The following is a 13,750-nucleotide window of genomic DNA, read 5'->3' as shown; positions in this document are numbered from 1 at the left end:
TGAACTTATTATATCGAAATCGCATCATTTTGCGATATCTACTTTTTTTATGGTGCTCAGAAGAAAGAAAATGACGGCGAACAGCAAGAGCATGAGCGCTTCTTTGCCAATCGTTAGGAGCGTTTGTCCATGCAGCAGTTGATCGATCCCCCTCATCACCCAGTACACCGGAGTAAATTGACTGATCGTCTTGACGACATCCGGCGCCCAATCCAGAGGACCGTATGAGCCGCCCAGCATGGAGATCGGCTCATACAGGCAAATGCCGATCAGACAGGCTTGAAGGGCCGATTTGGAAATCGAACTGATCGCAACCCCGAATGAAACAGCCACGACCGAGAATAGAATCAGAAAGGCATACAAACTCCATTCTGAATGCTCCATATCGATGCCGTAGCCCAATTTCAGTACGAGCATGGCGAAGGTAAGCTGGATGATCGCTACAAAGATGAAGCTGACAATCATTTGGAACATATAACTGCTGATGCGCATCGGTGCAATCAGTGTTCGGTAAAGGGTGCGATTATTTCGATTCGAGATAATCTGGATGCCTGCAATTAGCGACGTATACAACATCGGGGTTATAAGGAAGCCAAGCACCTTACGCGATTTGGTCTGATCCTGGACAGAGTTATGTTCTAACCGCAAGGAACCGTGCTCATTGTATTGCTCGTAAGCGGTGTAGAAGCGTTCAGGCTGATTCCCGGCTGCTGTCGCGATGGACTCGGCTTGCCCTACCCACTGCTGCACATAAAAGCTGATTGGCTGCGATAAATTGGATTCCCGGATTGAATATTCGGTAAGCCCTCCCTTCTCACCCTGAAGGAGACGATCAGTAAATCCTTTATCAATGACGAGCACATAGTCAACCTTAAGCTCCTTCAGCTCTTGTTTGATCTGATCCTCCTTCAACGTTCGGATCTCGGCCATTGTTTCCAGCCTGGCTGTCAAGCTTTTCGTCAATTCCGTCTGATCATGATCAATAATAGCAGCTTTCATTGTGATCTTGTCATCAACCAAACCAAGCGACATGTAGATAAGCGGAAACAGAACGATGAAAAGCAGCTGAAGTTTATGCTTGAAAATTCGTTTAACCGTATGTCTGAAAATACTCAAGCCACTCTCCTCCTTCCGGAAATCATGGCAATCAGGATCATGATTAACGTATACACAATCAATCCTGACAAGGCTGTCCCGGCAATGGTTCCCTCATAAATATTGTCAAACAATACTTTTTGGCCATATGAATTAGGTGCAAGCCGGCCTAAAAAATCGAATATGGCTCCCTCAACGGGTTGAATACCGCCAGATACCATCGTAAGCGCAATTGAAACGATAAGAAGGGTGATCGAGGAAACCATCGTGCTCTTGGTCAAGTAAGCCATCAGCATTCCAAGCGCGATGGATATGGTTGCGAACAGGAATAGGACCAGCAAAATGACGAGCAAGCTGCCTCCCCAGTTCGCCCCGAGGACGTATTTGGATACCAGGAACAGAAAGATGGAGACGCCGTACAGCGTAACAACGCTCCCGAGAAGCTTGCCCAGCGTGACCCGGCTTCCAGGTATGGGCGCAGCCAGCAGTCTTGAATACGTATAGTTGCCGATATCCTTGGTTACGGCAAACGCGCCGAAAAGCGCGCCAAGCAGTAAAAATTGAAACATCGTCGTGACCGCATAATAATCAATGCCAGTCGGGATTTCACCTGCAGTGGTTATTTCCACGCTGTTAATGCTTGCATTCAACGCATCAACCGCTTCCAGATTCTCATGAGACCCGGTCATGCGCTGATTGATCGTAAGTATATAACCTTCCACAAAGGGCTGAAGGTAAGGGTGTTCCTCCTTGCTGTAGAATCCGACTTGTCCCTCGTTCCCGGACTGCAGTTCACTGGATATTTCCGGCGGCACATGAATGAAACTTGTGATTTTATCTGATTTAAGAAGTTCATTGCCCTGCTCGACGTCGTGAACCTCTACTCGTTCGATTAGTCCCTTCATCGACGCGGAGCTCAAATAACGATCTAATGAGGTACCTATATTACCACTATCTTCATTAAGAAAGCCTATTTTTATTTTTCCGATTGTCGTTGGCGTAAATTTATTGCTCTGCATCGTGCCCAGCAGCAGCATCATTACCAGCGGCAGCAGCAGAAATGCAGCCATTGCCTTGACATCTCGAAGATGCCGCAAAGCTGTGTAGTAAGCAATTGTACATAGTGACACGTCCATTTTCTCCTCTCTCAGGTTTAATCCCGGAGCGATCTGCCCGTAAGCGTCAGGAAGACAGCCTCAAGACTGGGCTTCTCCACATTCAGGGACAAGATCTCCCCATCCATCTCGGATATGACCTGGATAATACGGCTAACATTGTGTTCGCCCTTCTTACCGATTATTTCCAATAGGTTTCCATTTACGACGCATTCACTAATGCCGTGAATTTTCTTAATGGCTTCGACCATCGTAAAATTGACCGATGACAACTCGATGATCAGCTTCTCTTCAGAGGAAACAAGCGATTTCAGCTCTTCCTTCGTGCCTTGGGCGATGACTCTGCCTTTGTCTACGATGGCAATTTTCGTGCAGATTTCCTCCACTTCCTCCATATAATGCGTGGTGTAAATAATCGTCGAACCCATTCGATTCAGTTCTTTGATCGATTGCATAATATGGTTCCGCGACTGGGGATCAATTCCGACTGTCGGCTCATCCATAATGATCAGCTTGGGATGGTGTATGATCGCGCAGGCAATATTCAATCTTCGCTTCATCCCGCCTGAATAGCCTTTGGGCTTATCGTTTTTTCGCTCCGTAAGTCCTGTAAAGGCCAGAGCCTCCTGGATTCTCTCCTTCAGCAAGCTGCCCTTTAGTCCATACAACCTGCCGAAATAGTCAAGGTTTTCTTGCGCTGACAAATCCTCGAACAACGCGATATCCTGCGGCACAATCCCAAGCTCCCGTTTGGACTCCATCTGTTTGCGGCCGACCGGCTTCCCCAGAAAAAGCACTTCTCCGCCGTCGTACTCCGTAAGTCCGGAAAGAATCCCCATGGTCGTCGATTTGCCGGCGCCATTCGGGCCAAGCAAACCGAATATCTCCCCTTCCTGAATGGAGAGACTGATATGATCCAATGCCAGGAAATCATTATATCGCTTGATCAGGTTTTTAACCTCTACAATCATCCTGCATACTCCTCTTTTTAAATTTTTTAATCTGAGATTATCTTACTCTGTTCAACTTCGTGCTCATAGTGACCAAAAGCATGAAAGCACATGACAAATGTCATATGCCCTGGGAAAACCATTAAGCCTGCAAGCTTGAGAGATACAAGGAGTGTCAGCCTCTATCCCTTACCGGAAGCCGAACTTGCTCATCAGATGAATTGCTTTATGCAATTTGTAACTACTCATCATTCTCCTGACTACTTTCGCCGCGCAGTGACACTTCGAAATGCTCGGCCAGTTCCTTGCCTGTCACGAGTTTTTTTGTACTATAATGAGCAGTATGGACAGAAACCGATTGACTCGTATACACTAACCTTCTTTTCTCGAGGAAGTCTGAAAACAAACTATCGCAAAGGTGTGATTGATCTGGAGAATATCGATAAAAAAAATCGATTGGATGAAGAGGTTTTCAGTTACCGGGTAACGAAAAACAATACGGTTTTTATCGACTGGTATGGAAAGCAAGTGACCATTCTTAAGGGGAAAGAAGCTGAGAAGTTCCTGGTCAAGATGGAGCAAGCAAGTAATCACAAAGAGCAACAGCTTGTGATGGCTAAGGTAACGGGGAATTTCAAGAGAGGAAATGAAAAGGAGGCTTCCCATTGAAATAGGCCTTATTTTGGCGCTTCTTAAGAAGCTGCCAGGATGGTTATGAGCTTTTTGAACAGGCTCTCAGCCTTGTCTGATAGAAAGTGCCCCAGCGCGGCTTATACAGTGCCATCAGCCTGAAAACCGCCTTCCAGCAGCAAATTGGCATCCAGTGAGGGATAGGCAAGGGAGCGGATCTCATGAACGAATTCAGCTCCTTTGGTAGAAGGGGCGGCGATTCTTGTTTCATTTATACAGATAAATATCGAATAAATCCTAATAAGGCAAAGATGAACAACACTGTACCGGCGCCAATACCAGTGACCGCACTATTTGCTACTTGTAATCTCGGCGATATCCATAATGACAGGACAGAAACGGCAACCAGCAGTGCGGCTAAAATATAGAGGCTGCTATCATCAAACACTTTTGTCAGTCCAATAAAATGAATGCCTACGATAAATGCGATCCAGGGTGCGACATAATTTTTATGTTTTCGCTTGATGAGGACGAATGCCCCGATACCAGCCACGATGAATTCAATATAAACTGTAATTAAGTAGGTGCTGAATGCCTTCGTTTCCGAAAGTGCCGAGGCTGCATGCCAATTGGTCACGCTTATGTAGACACCTGCCAAACAGAGTAGAAGCGCAGCTCCCGAAGCCATGCCAAGATACTTGCGCCAGCTTGGCCGCGGGTTTTCTTGAGCCCAGCCAAACCAGCAGAAGCTGAACATGCCGAATATTGAAGCATACATGGCGTAGTCGCGTATATAGTCCATAAATTTCCTCCTCTCGGTAGAAACTTCTGTTTGTTCATATCCTCATCGCTGACAGCGATATGGTTTCTAACTAAACGAAATCTTGAGAATATGAAGCGAAGTCTTCGAAAATAAGCTGTCTGTCATGATTCAGATAAAAAAAGCCAATTGAGTCCTGTCGCGGAGCGCCCCTTTTTGCATCTGCGCCATGCTGGTGAACGCGGATAATAGAGGCATCAATCATCACACTTTCGTCATCGGGATCAGCAGATAGGACATTTAGCATGCGGCCGAATATTCCCGCCTGTTCCCAGCGGCGGAATAGTGTATACACCGATTGCCAGGGACCATAATAGTGGGGCAGGTCGCACCAGGGCGCTCCCAGAGCATTGGACATTAGTATACTTTGAAAACACACCCTAGAGTATGAATGTGTTTTACAGAATCTAATATACATGCTTTTCGAGACAAAATAAAGCGATTTGCAAGAGCCGACGATTTAAAATGAGAGCTGGTTTAGTGAATCCTTCTCTATACCTTATGGTCATTTTCATCTGGCTTCCTTTCTTTTCCATACCTTGTACCCAAAAAAGTTGGTCTCCATAATAAAAAAGTCGTCCTCCCTTTGTCTCACTGACAAAGGAAAGGGCGACTTTGTTCTTCTATCCGAATATTCCTTAAGTCTGAAATTTTTTTCACACTTCATTCAACATCATATCAAACCGTGAATTATAAGTCTATATTTTTTTGGCCGGATATGCAAAAATAATTTCGATATGAAGCCAGAATTTAATTTATATTGGAGGGAAACACGATATGGCAACTTCACTTAAAGAATCGAAGAGAAAAGAGCGACGATCATGGTATTCGGTCGTGGCAATTGCATTAGGAGCTTTTTCATTAGTCATCGCCGAGCTTTTGCCTGTGGGTTTACTAACCGAAATTAGTAAAGATCTGCAGGTAACCGAAGGGACAGCTGGCTTGATGGTCACCGGTACCGGTTTGTTGGCGGCTATCGGGGCTCCAGTCACTACGATTGCCATTGGCCGTTTGGACAGACGAAATGTTTTATTGGGACCTACCCTGATGCTGCTTGTCTCAAGCGGTATTCCCATTTTAACTGGAGAATTACATTCGTTGCTTCAACAATATTTGCTTTTGTCGTTTTTATTCTACAGTTCGTATTTCTTCCAAATCTCCCTACGAAAAAAGGGCTTGGTGTATCCGACTTTTTTGGTATACTCCGAAACAGAAACATGCGGATAGTTTTAATCTCAGCCGTTTTTTCGATAAGCGGTTAAAATATACACCGTTTTATTAGGGTCACCACCACATAAAAGGAAAAAACGACGCTAACAATGCTACTGAAAAAAAGAGCAGGTTGCCGTAGCACCTGCTCCGAAATAATCTATTATTTGTCATTCTCCGTTAGTTTTCCTTCTTTATTACCGAGTTGTTCCGCCAAACCGATTAGAAGTCCTTCATTTCCACGAATGTAGCAGATCCGATACGAGTCCCCGTACTGAACCACTTCGCCAACGAGCCGAGCACCATACCTAGTGAGTCTGGATACCATTTCGTCAATGTCTTCAACGGTGAACATGACGCGTAGGTATCCTAGGGCGTTTACAGGAGCAGTCCGGTGGTCTGATATAGTAGGTGGGTTGAGAAATCGCGAAAGTTCAAGTCGGCTGTGGCCATCTGGGGTAACCATCATAGCAATCTCTACGCACTGAGAACCCAGTCCGGTTACGCGACCAGCCCATTCACCTTCGACAGTGGCTCGCCCTTCGAGCTTCAAGCCAATCTCCTGGAAGAAAGAGATTGCGTCATCAAGGGATTCTACAACGATGCCGACATTGTCCATTCTTAGTAATTTGTTTTTTGCCATAGTTTTATCTCCTCATGTGTACAAATTTACAACCCGATCATTACCATTACCTTCTAAGAGATTAACAGTCTACAACTTTATTTTCTGAGTCTAACACTTTATTTTTCCAGTCTAATAGTTTATTTTCTTTTACACCTGGCTGTTATCATTTATAGGGTGCCCAATGATTCAACTGTAAAGGGATTCAGTTCGCCGAACCGTCCGTTCCGGATTTTCATCGCCCATTCTGGGTCTACTAACAACGAGCGACCAACGGCCACCAGATCAAATTCATTCCTCTCAAGTCTCTCAATCAATCTATCAAGACCGGTAACCTGGGTTACTTGACCGGAAGCGAAGGAACGAATGAATTCTTCGTTCAGAATCGCCGGTTGAACAATGATAAATGTCAACACCCGCATTTGTCAGCGGCTCAAGTTTCTTCTGCCCAGGTAATGAGCACCAGCTTAAACATATTGAATAACAAAAAGGTTCCTTCTCTGCTAGAAAAAGCAGATTAGAAACCTGTCATTGATGAAGTGGTGCGGTCGAGAGGACTCGAACCTCCACGGTATTGCTACCACTGGCACCTGAAGCCAGCGCGTCTGCCAATTCCGCCACGACCGCAAAATGTTTACTTAGTTGTAAACACTAATAATCACAAGAAATATCATAACATTCTGAGACAAGTTTTGTCAAGCAGTTCTCATGAATAAAAGACCATCCTCCTTACAAACTTTAAGGAAGGACAGCCCTTCTAAGCTCAACTGCTCTAGTCGAAAATATCACCTAGCATATCGAACATGGATTTTTTCTTTTTGGGTCTTCCATATTTGTCATACTCTTTGTATTTATCATCGCCGCGTTTTTCATACCCATACGGCTCGCGTTCTTGATGTGAGCCGGCATGTCCACGCTCAGGATAATCGCCCTGCCGATCCACTCCTCGATAATGCTGCTCTTCTATACGATCATACTCGTCCTGAATACGCCGCATTCCTTGCATCAGCTTATCGAGCTCTCCCCGATCAAGCCATACCCCTTTACAATCCGGACAGATATCAATCATGACACCGTCCTTCTCCACCTCACGCATACGCACATCTGTACATACAGGACACTTCATTTGCCGTAAACCTCCTAAGATTAGGTTGAGCAATCTCGTTTCAGCTTATAACCGACAAAAAAGGCTATATGAACAATACGCTTGAACGCTATTTCTCGTTTCAAAAATTATTTGCTCTGCAAACTATGCTTATTCGGACTAGCCAAGCTCCGTCCGCGGCGCGGCTGCAGGCTCATAAAGATAGCTGCGGCTTAATTTCACGACTCTCCGGTTTCCTTTGCGAATGATGACACTTTCCTCATCCCAGGCAACGACAATGCCGATTACATCATTTAGTTCAAGCGCATCGCGCACAACGCGCACTTCCGTTCCCTCAATGCGGTAATGATCAAGCTGTTCTTCAGTTACCATTGTGATTGATGTCCTCCTTCCTTTTAAAGCCATCATTCCTTATACAAAAGGATCTCAATGGCCGCTTTCCCGCTCATTGAGATCCTTCGGACACCACAGCGGTCGTGCTGCGGCAAGCCATTTAGCCTTATTTTAAATCCATTGATTCAGCCGACTCTTCCTTCGAATCGTTGGTTTCGTACCATTCATCCAATACCCGGGAAGACATGACACGCCCAGCAACATAATCGGCTTGTTTTTGCGTAAATTGTTCACGCCAGGCGATCTCAAGCTCGCTGCAAAGCTTAACAATCGTAAGCAGCTCCGACCAGGCTACATAACGTTTATACCAAAAAAATTGCGGATGCTCGATCATGTAAGGATACAGATCATCGAACTCTGTATGCTTGCAATCAAGCGCACGCTCGAAATGCATCTTGGCGTCGGACAATTTGGATTGCAAAAATTTAGCTGACATTTCCTCCATGTTCTCGCGCCTCCTCTCGGTCACTTATAAATATTATATGACAAAACGAAATCGGAGGAAAGAGACTCTTTCGGGGAACTTTATCCACTTTTTATTCCAGATGAATAATTCCGCCTTCAAGCGATGATACTTTGATCAGCGACTCTACAGCGATACCTTGCTCGCGAATCGCTCTTGCGCCTGCCTGGAACGCTTTTTCGACGACGATGCCTACGCCGGCCAATGTTGCCCCAGAGCGCTCGATAATTTTAATCAAGCCGCGCGCTGCATCTCCATTCGCAATAATATCGTCAATGAACAGCACCGTATCCTCTGCTGTCAAAAATTGCTTGGAAACCATAATATCGGTGACGATCCCTTTGGTGAAGGACGGCACACGCTCAGAATAAGCGTCCGGATCGGCAATCAATGTTTTTTTGCGTCTGGCAAAGACCAGCGGCACACCGAGCGCCAGCGCAGTTGTAAATCCGACTGGAATTCCGGATGATTCCACTGTAATCACCTTAGTGATATCTTTCTCGGCGAACCTGCGTGCGAATTCTTGCCCCATCTCCATCGTCAATGCAGGATCAACCTGATGATTCAATATGGCGTCGAGCCGCAGCACTTCATTATTTAATACTGTTCCTTCGCGCAATATCCGTTCTTTTAAACGCTCCATCGCATTCCCTCCACCAAATTCCTTTTCACGTAAACGTACCATAGGATACATAGATTAAGCAATAAAAAAAATGCTGATCAGACTGAGGCAATTTCATTATATATACTTGCCGGCATGTAGCTTGTTAAAAATTAACAATGCAACTTTTTTCCTTTCTGGTGCGTCTAACCTATAAAGGAGGTCCGATCATTATGACATATACCTCTAAAGCAGCTGCTCGCACAGCTTCTTTATTAATTTTGGCTATCGTTTTGACCGGCTGTCAACAAGCTATGAATATAAATAGTCAGAAGCTATCAACAAAGCCGCTGCAGGGACAGCATTCCGAGCGGTCGCAGGACGAGCCCGTTGCCGGCAATCCGGATGATACGATTACCGCCAAGAACAAAGAACAAACGGATGCCGTAGCCGAATCCTCCTCCGACAAAAAGCCCAAGGGCAAGGCAAGCAGTTCTTGGAATACCGATTCGCCTGCACTGCATAATGTCGCCCTCGGCTCTTCTCGTAACGCTGCAGCAATTACTCAGCTCGGCAAGCCTGATGATACATATTCCCTGGGCAAAGGGCAGGACTTCATGGAGGTGCAAGAATATAACGGCTTCTCCATCGGCATAGGCAAGGACGATTCTGTTGTTTATATCGAGATCTACGACGAACAGGTTTCTACAGGCCTCACCGGTCTGGTTATTGGCGGAACGAAGGAAAGCGCCGTTAAAGCTCTCGGCAAACCTTCCACTAACACATCGAGTGTCCTCACCTACACAGCCGGCGATGCTGTACTCAAGCTGGATCTTGATCCCGTAAAGAGCACGGTTGTCTCCGCCAAGCTTTTCTATAAGGCATAGTCCCGCAAGTGAGCCGTCTCCTGATGGAGCGGCCGATAAAAACAACAAAAATAACGGCAGAGTAAAGAGTCCGCTCTTTCTCTGCCGTTTTTCGCTTCCCCGATTGTTTTTCATTTGTCCCAACAACGTAATTCTGTCATGCCTGTCCCATTTTGCACATACGTTACTAGTAGAGCGAATGCAGGAAAGGCAGGGCAAATATACCAATGAATAGACTCGTTAAAACGATACAAGTCGCCTTTACCTATATGGGGACGATCGTCGGCGCCGGTTTTGCCACAGGGCAGGAGATACTGCAGTTTTTCACGCGATTTGGCTACTGGGGCGCGCTGGCCATTATTTTGTCTACCGTTTTGTTTATATGGCTTGGCGCCAAAATGATGCTGATCGCCAGTACGATTAAGGCTGCCTCCTACGAGGCGGTCAATAAAGAGCTTTTCGGTGAACAAATCGGCCATTGGATTAGCATGTTCATGCTAGTTGTGCTGTGCGGCGTCTCCTCCGTCATGCTGGCAGGCGCAGGTGCGATCTTCACCGAGCATTGGAACATCTCCTATCAGACCGGCTTGCTGCTTACTTTAATTGCTTGCTTCCTCGTTTTGAGCAAAGGGATGAATGCTATCATGGCCGTTAACTCCATCGTCGTTCCTTTTATGCTTATCTTCACCTTTATCATTATTGCCGATACGATACGGACGCCCGGGGCGGACCGCTGGCTGCTGCTCAGCAGCGACCATTCTCCCATTGCCGCCTGGGCATCGCCGTTTTTATACACAGCCTTCAATCTATCGCTTTCACAAGCCGTTCTCGTGCCGCTAGGCGCGCAAATCGCCGACCGGAAGACCATTATACGCGGCGCTTGGCTCGGCGGGCTCGGTATCGGCTTTATGCTTCTAGCCGGGCATATCGCCCTCTCGGCCCATATGCCCGGCATTACGCAGTTTGCCATCCCTATGGGCGGAATCGCCCGCGGACTTGGCTCTACCGTTCAATGGATCTATATGATATTGATCTTTGCGGAAATTTTTACGACACTGATCGCCGATATCTACGGCGTTGCGCTGCAGCTCCAGGACCGGATCAGCATTTCCCGCACCTGGATTGTACTCGCTATCCTCACTATCTGCTATTTGGTCAGCCAGGTTGGCTTCGGACCATTGCTCTCGACCCTCTATCCGCTATTTGGCGCTATCAGTATCGGCTGGCTCGTCCTGTTGATACGCAAACGCAGCTCAAGCGAAAGAAGCTGATACACGGTGGTATCAGCTTCTTTCGCTTCTTTCGCTTATTTTCGCGTATCAACATAAACTTGCTTCAGCTGTGCGATGACGCGTGACAGCGAGTACGTTTTTTTCGCCTTATTCCAGCCGTTTCTTGCCAGATTATAGCGGAAGGCCGGATCGGTCATTACCTTCTCCAAAGCTTCGCTTAGCGCTTCCGGGTCTTCAGGCGGGACTAGCAGCCCGTTTATCCCATCGTCAATTTGTTCGGCAATTCCGCCCACATTCGTCCCGACAAGCGCCAACCAGCATAGCGCAGCCTCAGCAAATACGGAACCGAACGCCTCCGCCCGCGAAGGAAGTACAAATATATCGAAGAAGGGCATAAATTCCTCCGGATGAAGCATATAGCCGTAAAAAATAATATCGTCATGCAGCCCCAACTGCTCCGCAAGCTGCTCCAGCTCCGTGCGTATCGGCCCATCTCCAATAATATGGAGCACAAAGGAATGGCCCTTTTGTTTCAAAAGCGCACAGCCGCGCAGCAAAATATCAAGCCCTTTTGCCGGCACAAGCCGGCAAATGGTAATGAGCTGTACCACTTCATTCTCATGCGCGATCGGCTTGAACCGCTTCTCGTCAAAACCATTCGGTATAACCTGAATGTCCTCAGGGCGGCTGACATATGGCGACAAATACTGCTTGAACGACTCGGATACGGTCAATATGCGATCAGCTTTCATCTCAAGCTCTTTATACAGGGAAGTAAGGAAGAGGTGCTCAGTGCCGCCTTCCTTGACCCGGCCGTTTAAAATCAATTCCCGCTCGAAGCTGGAATGAATCGTCACGATGAGCGGAGTATCCGGATACAGCTGCTTCATTACAAGCGCTGCGATCGGATGATGAGCATGAATCAAGTCGAAAGATTTTTTTATCCGCAGCTTTGTCCACCACAAATAGTCGCGCATCGTCTGCATATATTTATCGGCGATCAGACAGCCTGCGTAATGCTCCGCCTCAATGGTATCAAACAAAACCGGCTCCTGCCCTTTCCCTCTAATGCGTTTCGGCAAAGAAAACAGCTCCATAGACCAGCCTAATTTATTGAATCGCTCCTGGATATAGGGCACCATTGACGATACGCCGCCCGGCTGTTCCGGCGGAAAAAACAAAGCTTGTAATATATTCATCTACTTCCCAGCTTTCTTTCTGCTATTCCACAGCATAGGCGGCTTCTATATTACCCAGCCTCTGCTGTTCTATTATACGCCTCTTATAAGAGCTTTGTTCAAGCAATTTCCAAAACTACCATATTAGTTTTACACTTGATATAATAGATTCATCCTTGATTAATAGAATGGAGTTGATACGATGTTGAACCGGCTTCGCATTGTGGCCGTTGCATGCTGCATGCTGCTTATGCTGCCGTTCGGAGTCTATGGCGAATCTGCTGCTGCCGCTTCATCGCCCGCATCCAAACAAACTACGATCCTGCTAGACAATTATCCGCTGCCGTTTCCAGTTGAACCGGAGTTCATTAATGGGACAACAATGGTTCCATTCCGCGCAATCGCTGAGGCACTCCGCATCGATGTCAAGTGGGACAGCCGCACGCAGACCATTACAGCCAACAAAATGATAAACGGACAGCTGAAAAAAATTACGCTTCGGCTTGGCGATAAGCAAGCAACCGTGAGCGGGCAGAAGGTTGGGCTGCTGGTCGCTCCGCTGGCCAAGGAGGGCACAACGCTGATCCCGCTGCAATTTTTCAGCACCCAGTTCGGCGCTAAAGTAAGCTGGAATCAGCAATCGCGTACGATTTCGATCCAATCGCCAGTTGAACCGATATACATATCCGCCTATTACGCTGTTAAAGCATATCATGAAATTGGCTTAATTCCCCATCTTAATTCCGTTAGTTTCGGTTGGTCGCAAATTGACGACGACGGGAAGCTGACGCTCATTTGGCCAAAGCCGGACGGCGACGTTACTGGCGAGAAGATTGCTGAAAATAGCGCAGCCGGAAATACAACCCCCTACTTGCTTGTGTTCGGCAAAGATGGCAAGGGGCAGCTTACCAAGCTGCTGAACGACCCGGCACTGCGCGCCGAAACAATTGACGGAATGATTGAGCTGGCCACAACTAAAGGCTTCCATGGCATCGATATCGACTTTGAAGGCATCGGGCTGACAGGGGATACCGAGCAAGCCAAGCAAGCCATGACCGAGTTTATGCGGCTGCTTCATCAGCAAACGAAGCCTGCAGGTTTGAAATTGTCGATTGCCGTTCATCCGCCTAATGGCGCTTACCGCGGCTACGATTACAAGAAGCTGGCTGCCTATGTGGACGAGATGACAATTATGGCCTACCATTATGAAGATGAAACCTCCCCCGAGCCGATGAAACGCGTCGATGAAGCGATTCGCATGTCGCTTAAGGAAGTGCCTAAAGAAAAGCTCGTTCTGGGCATTTCATTAGCAAGTGAGAATAAATCCTCAGTCAATGACAAGATCGGTCTGGCCAAGCGCTATGGTCTGAAAGGCGTCGCCTTTTGGCGAATCGGCATGTTTGGCGAAGGAATGATCGAACAAATCGAGCGGACTGCCTCGCGCAAGTAACCGCACACAAGAAGAAACGGC

General features: G+C 47.0%; 16 protein-coding genes, 1 tRNA gene and 1 pseudogene. 5 read left to right on the top strand and 13 right to left on the bottom strand.

Annotated features, from left to right (window positions below; all coding sequences use genetic code 11):
- Positions 1 to 24 precede the first annotated feature (24 nt).
- The 3 genes from ACFQ0N_RS19525 to ACFQ0N_RS19515 are packed head-to-tail and all read right to left on the bottom strand — an operon-like array spanning position 25 to position 3,181.
- Positions 25 to 1,116: an ABC transporter permease gene (locus ACFQ0N_RS19525; RefSeq protein WP_379329199.1), complete on the bottom strand. Its 1,092-nt coding sequence runs from the start codon at positions 1,114 to 1,116 to the stop codon at positions 25 to 27.
- Positions 1,113 to 2,225: an ABC transporter permease gene (locus tag ACFQ0N_RS19520; protein ID WP_379329197.1), complete on the bottom strand. Its 1,113-nt coding sequence runs from the start codon at positions 2,223 to 2,225 to the stop codon at positions 1,113 to 1,115. The genes ACFQ0N_RS19525 and ACFQ0N_RS19520 overlap by 4 nt, the downstream gene beginning before the upstream one ends.
- A gap of 23 nt (positions 2,226 to 2,248) precedes the next feature.
- Positions 2,249 to 3,181 (bottom strand): ABC transporter ATP-binding protein, encoded by a 933-nt coding sequence (locus tag ACFQ0N_RS19515; protein ID WP_379329195.1) that lies wholly within the window; start codon positions 3,179 to 3,181, stop codon positions 2,249 to 2,251.
- A gap of 408 nt (positions 3,182 to 3,589) precedes the next feature.
- On the opposite strand from ACFQ0N_RS19515, the gene ACFQ0N_RS19510 reads away from it, so the two are divergent.
- Entirely contained in the window at positions 3,590 to 3,829 is a 240-nt protein-coding gene (locus ACFQ0N_RS19510) for a hypothetical protein (RefSeq protein WP_379329337.1), read from the top strand.
- A 232-nt stretch (positions 3,830 to 4,061) separates the two neighbouring features.
- Here ACFQ0N_RS19510 and ACFQ0N_RS19505 read toward each other — a convergent pair whose 3' ends face one another.
- Together ACFQ0N_RS19505 and ACFQ0N_RS19500 are read right to left on the bottom strand one after the other, a co-directional pair.
- Positions 4,062 to 4,592 (bottom strand): hypothetical protein, encoded by a 531-nt coding sequence (locus ACFQ0N_RS19505; protein ID WP_379329193.1) that lies wholly within the window; start codon positions 4,590 to 4,592, stop codon positions 4,062 to 4,064.
- Between the two features lie 70 nt (positions 4,593 to 4,662).
- Positions 4,663 to 5,028, bottom strand: a complete 366-nt coding sequence (locus tag ACFQ0N_RS19500) for a transposase (protein WP_379329191.1) — start codon at positions 5,026 to 5,028, stop codon at positions 4,663 to 4,665.
- A 359-nt stretch (positions 5,029 to 5,387) separates the two neighbouring features.
- Here ACFQ0N_RS19500 and ACFQ0N_RS19495 point away from each other — a divergent pair, with 359 nt between their 5' ends.
- Positions 5,388 to 5,837 carry an MFS transporter gene (locus ACFQ0N_RS19495; protein WP_379329189.1) on the top strand — a complete coding sequence of 150 codons (450 nt, stop codon included), beginning with the start codon at positions 5,388 to 5,390 and terminating at the stop codon, positions 5,835 to 5,837.
- Positions 5,838 to 5,982: 145 nt separating this feature from the next.
- Here the strand turns inward: ACFQ0N_RS19495 and ACFQ0N_RS19490 are convergent, their stop codons facing one another.
- The 7 genes and pseudogenes from ACFQ0N_RS19490 to ACFQ0N_RS19460 form a co-directional block, all read right to left on the bottom strand.
- Positions 5,983 to 6,462, bottom strand: coding sequence for a VOC family protein (locus ACFQ0N_RS19490; protein WP_379329187.1), 480 nt, complete (start codon positions 6,460 to 6,462; stop codon positions 5,983 to 5,985).
- Positions 6,463 to 6,611: 149 nt separating this feature from the next.
- Positions 6,612 to 6,758: pseudogene (locus tag ACFQ0N_RS19485) on the bottom strand (12-oxophytodienoate reductase); the annotation flags it as partial.
- A 223-nt stretch (positions 6,759 to 6,981) separates the two neighbouring features.
- Positions 6,982 to 7,068: transfer RNA gene (locus tag ACFQ0N_RS19480), tRNA-Leu, on the bottom strand.
- A gap of 145 nt (positions 7,069 to 7,213) precedes the next feature.
- Positions 7,214 to 7,567: a TFIIB-type zinc ribbon-containing protein gene (locus ACFQ0N_RS19475; protein WP_379329185.1), complete on the bottom strand. Its 354-nt coding sequence runs from the start codon at positions 7,565 to 7,567 to the stop codon at positions 7,214 to 7,216.
- Positions 7,568 to 7,705: 138 nt separating this feature from the next.
- Positions 7,706 to 7,918, bottom strand: a complete 213-nt coding sequence (locus ACFQ0N_RS19470; protein WP_379329183.1) for a hypothetical protein — start codon at positions 7,916 to 7,918, stop codon at positions 7,706 to 7,708.
- A gap of 127 nt (positions 7,919 to 8,045) precedes the next feature.
- Complete coding sequence (locus tag ACFQ0N_RS19465; RefSeq protein ID WP_379329181.1) at positions 8,046 to 8,384, bottom strand: hypothetical protein; 339 nt, start codon at positions 8,382 to 8,384, stop codon at positions 8,046 to 8,048.
- A gap of 91 nt (positions 8,385 to 8,475) precedes the next feature.
- Positions 8,476 to 9,045 carry a xanthine phosphoribosyltransferase gene (locus ACFQ0N_RS19460; RefSeq protein WP_379329179.1) on the bottom strand — a complete coding sequence of 190 codons (570 nt, stop codon included), beginning with the start codon at positions 9,043 to 9,045 and terminating at the stop codon, positions 8,476 to 8,478.
- A gap of 191 nt (positions 9,046 to 9,236) precedes the next feature.
- On the opposite strand from ACFQ0N_RS19460, the gene ACFQ0N_RS19455 reads away from it, so the two are divergent.
- Both ACFQ0N_RS19455 and ACFQ0N_RS19450 read left to right on the top strand, forming a co-directional pair.
- Entirely contained in the window at positions 9,237 to 9,890 is a 654-nt protein-coding gene (locus ACFQ0N_RS19455) for a hypothetical protein (RefSeq protein ID WP_379329177.1), read from the top strand.
- Positions 9,891 to 10,096: 206 nt separating this feature from the next.
- Positions 10,097 to 11,140, top strand: a complete 1,044-nt coding sequence (locus ACFQ0N_RS19450; RefSeq protein WP_379329175.1) for a YkvI family membrane protein — start codon at positions 10,097 to 10,099, stop codon at positions 11,138 to 11,140.
- Positions 11,141 to 11,175: 35 nt separating this feature from the next.
- Here the strand turns inward: ACFQ0N_RS19450 and ACFQ0N_RS19445 are convergent, their stop codons facing one another.
- A complete protein-coding gene (locus tag ACFQ0N_RS19445) occupies positions 11,176 to 12,300 on the bottom strand; it encodes a glycosyltransferase family 4 protein (RefSeq protein WP_379329173.1) in 1,125 nt (374 codons plus the stop codon).
- 181 nt (positions 12,301 to 12,481) lie between these two features.
- Here ACFQ0N_RS19445 and ACFQ0N_RS19440 point away from each other — a divergent pair, with 181 nt between their 5' ends.
- Positions 12,482 to 13,729 (top strand): stalk domain-containing protein, encoded by a 1,248-nt coding sequence (locus ACFQ0N_RS19440; protein ID WP_379329171.1) that lies wholly within the window; start codon positions 12,482 to 12,484, stop codon positions 13,727 to 13,729.
- The last annotated feature ends 21 nt before the right edge of the window (positions 13,730 to 13,750 follow it).

The organism is Paenibacillus sp. GCM10027626, from assembly GCF_042676285.1.
Taxonomy (GTDB): Bacteria; Bacillota; Bacilli; order Paenibacillales; family Paenibacillaceae; genus Paenibacillus_Z.
This window is presented reverse-complemented; position numbering and strand designations above follow the sequence as displayed.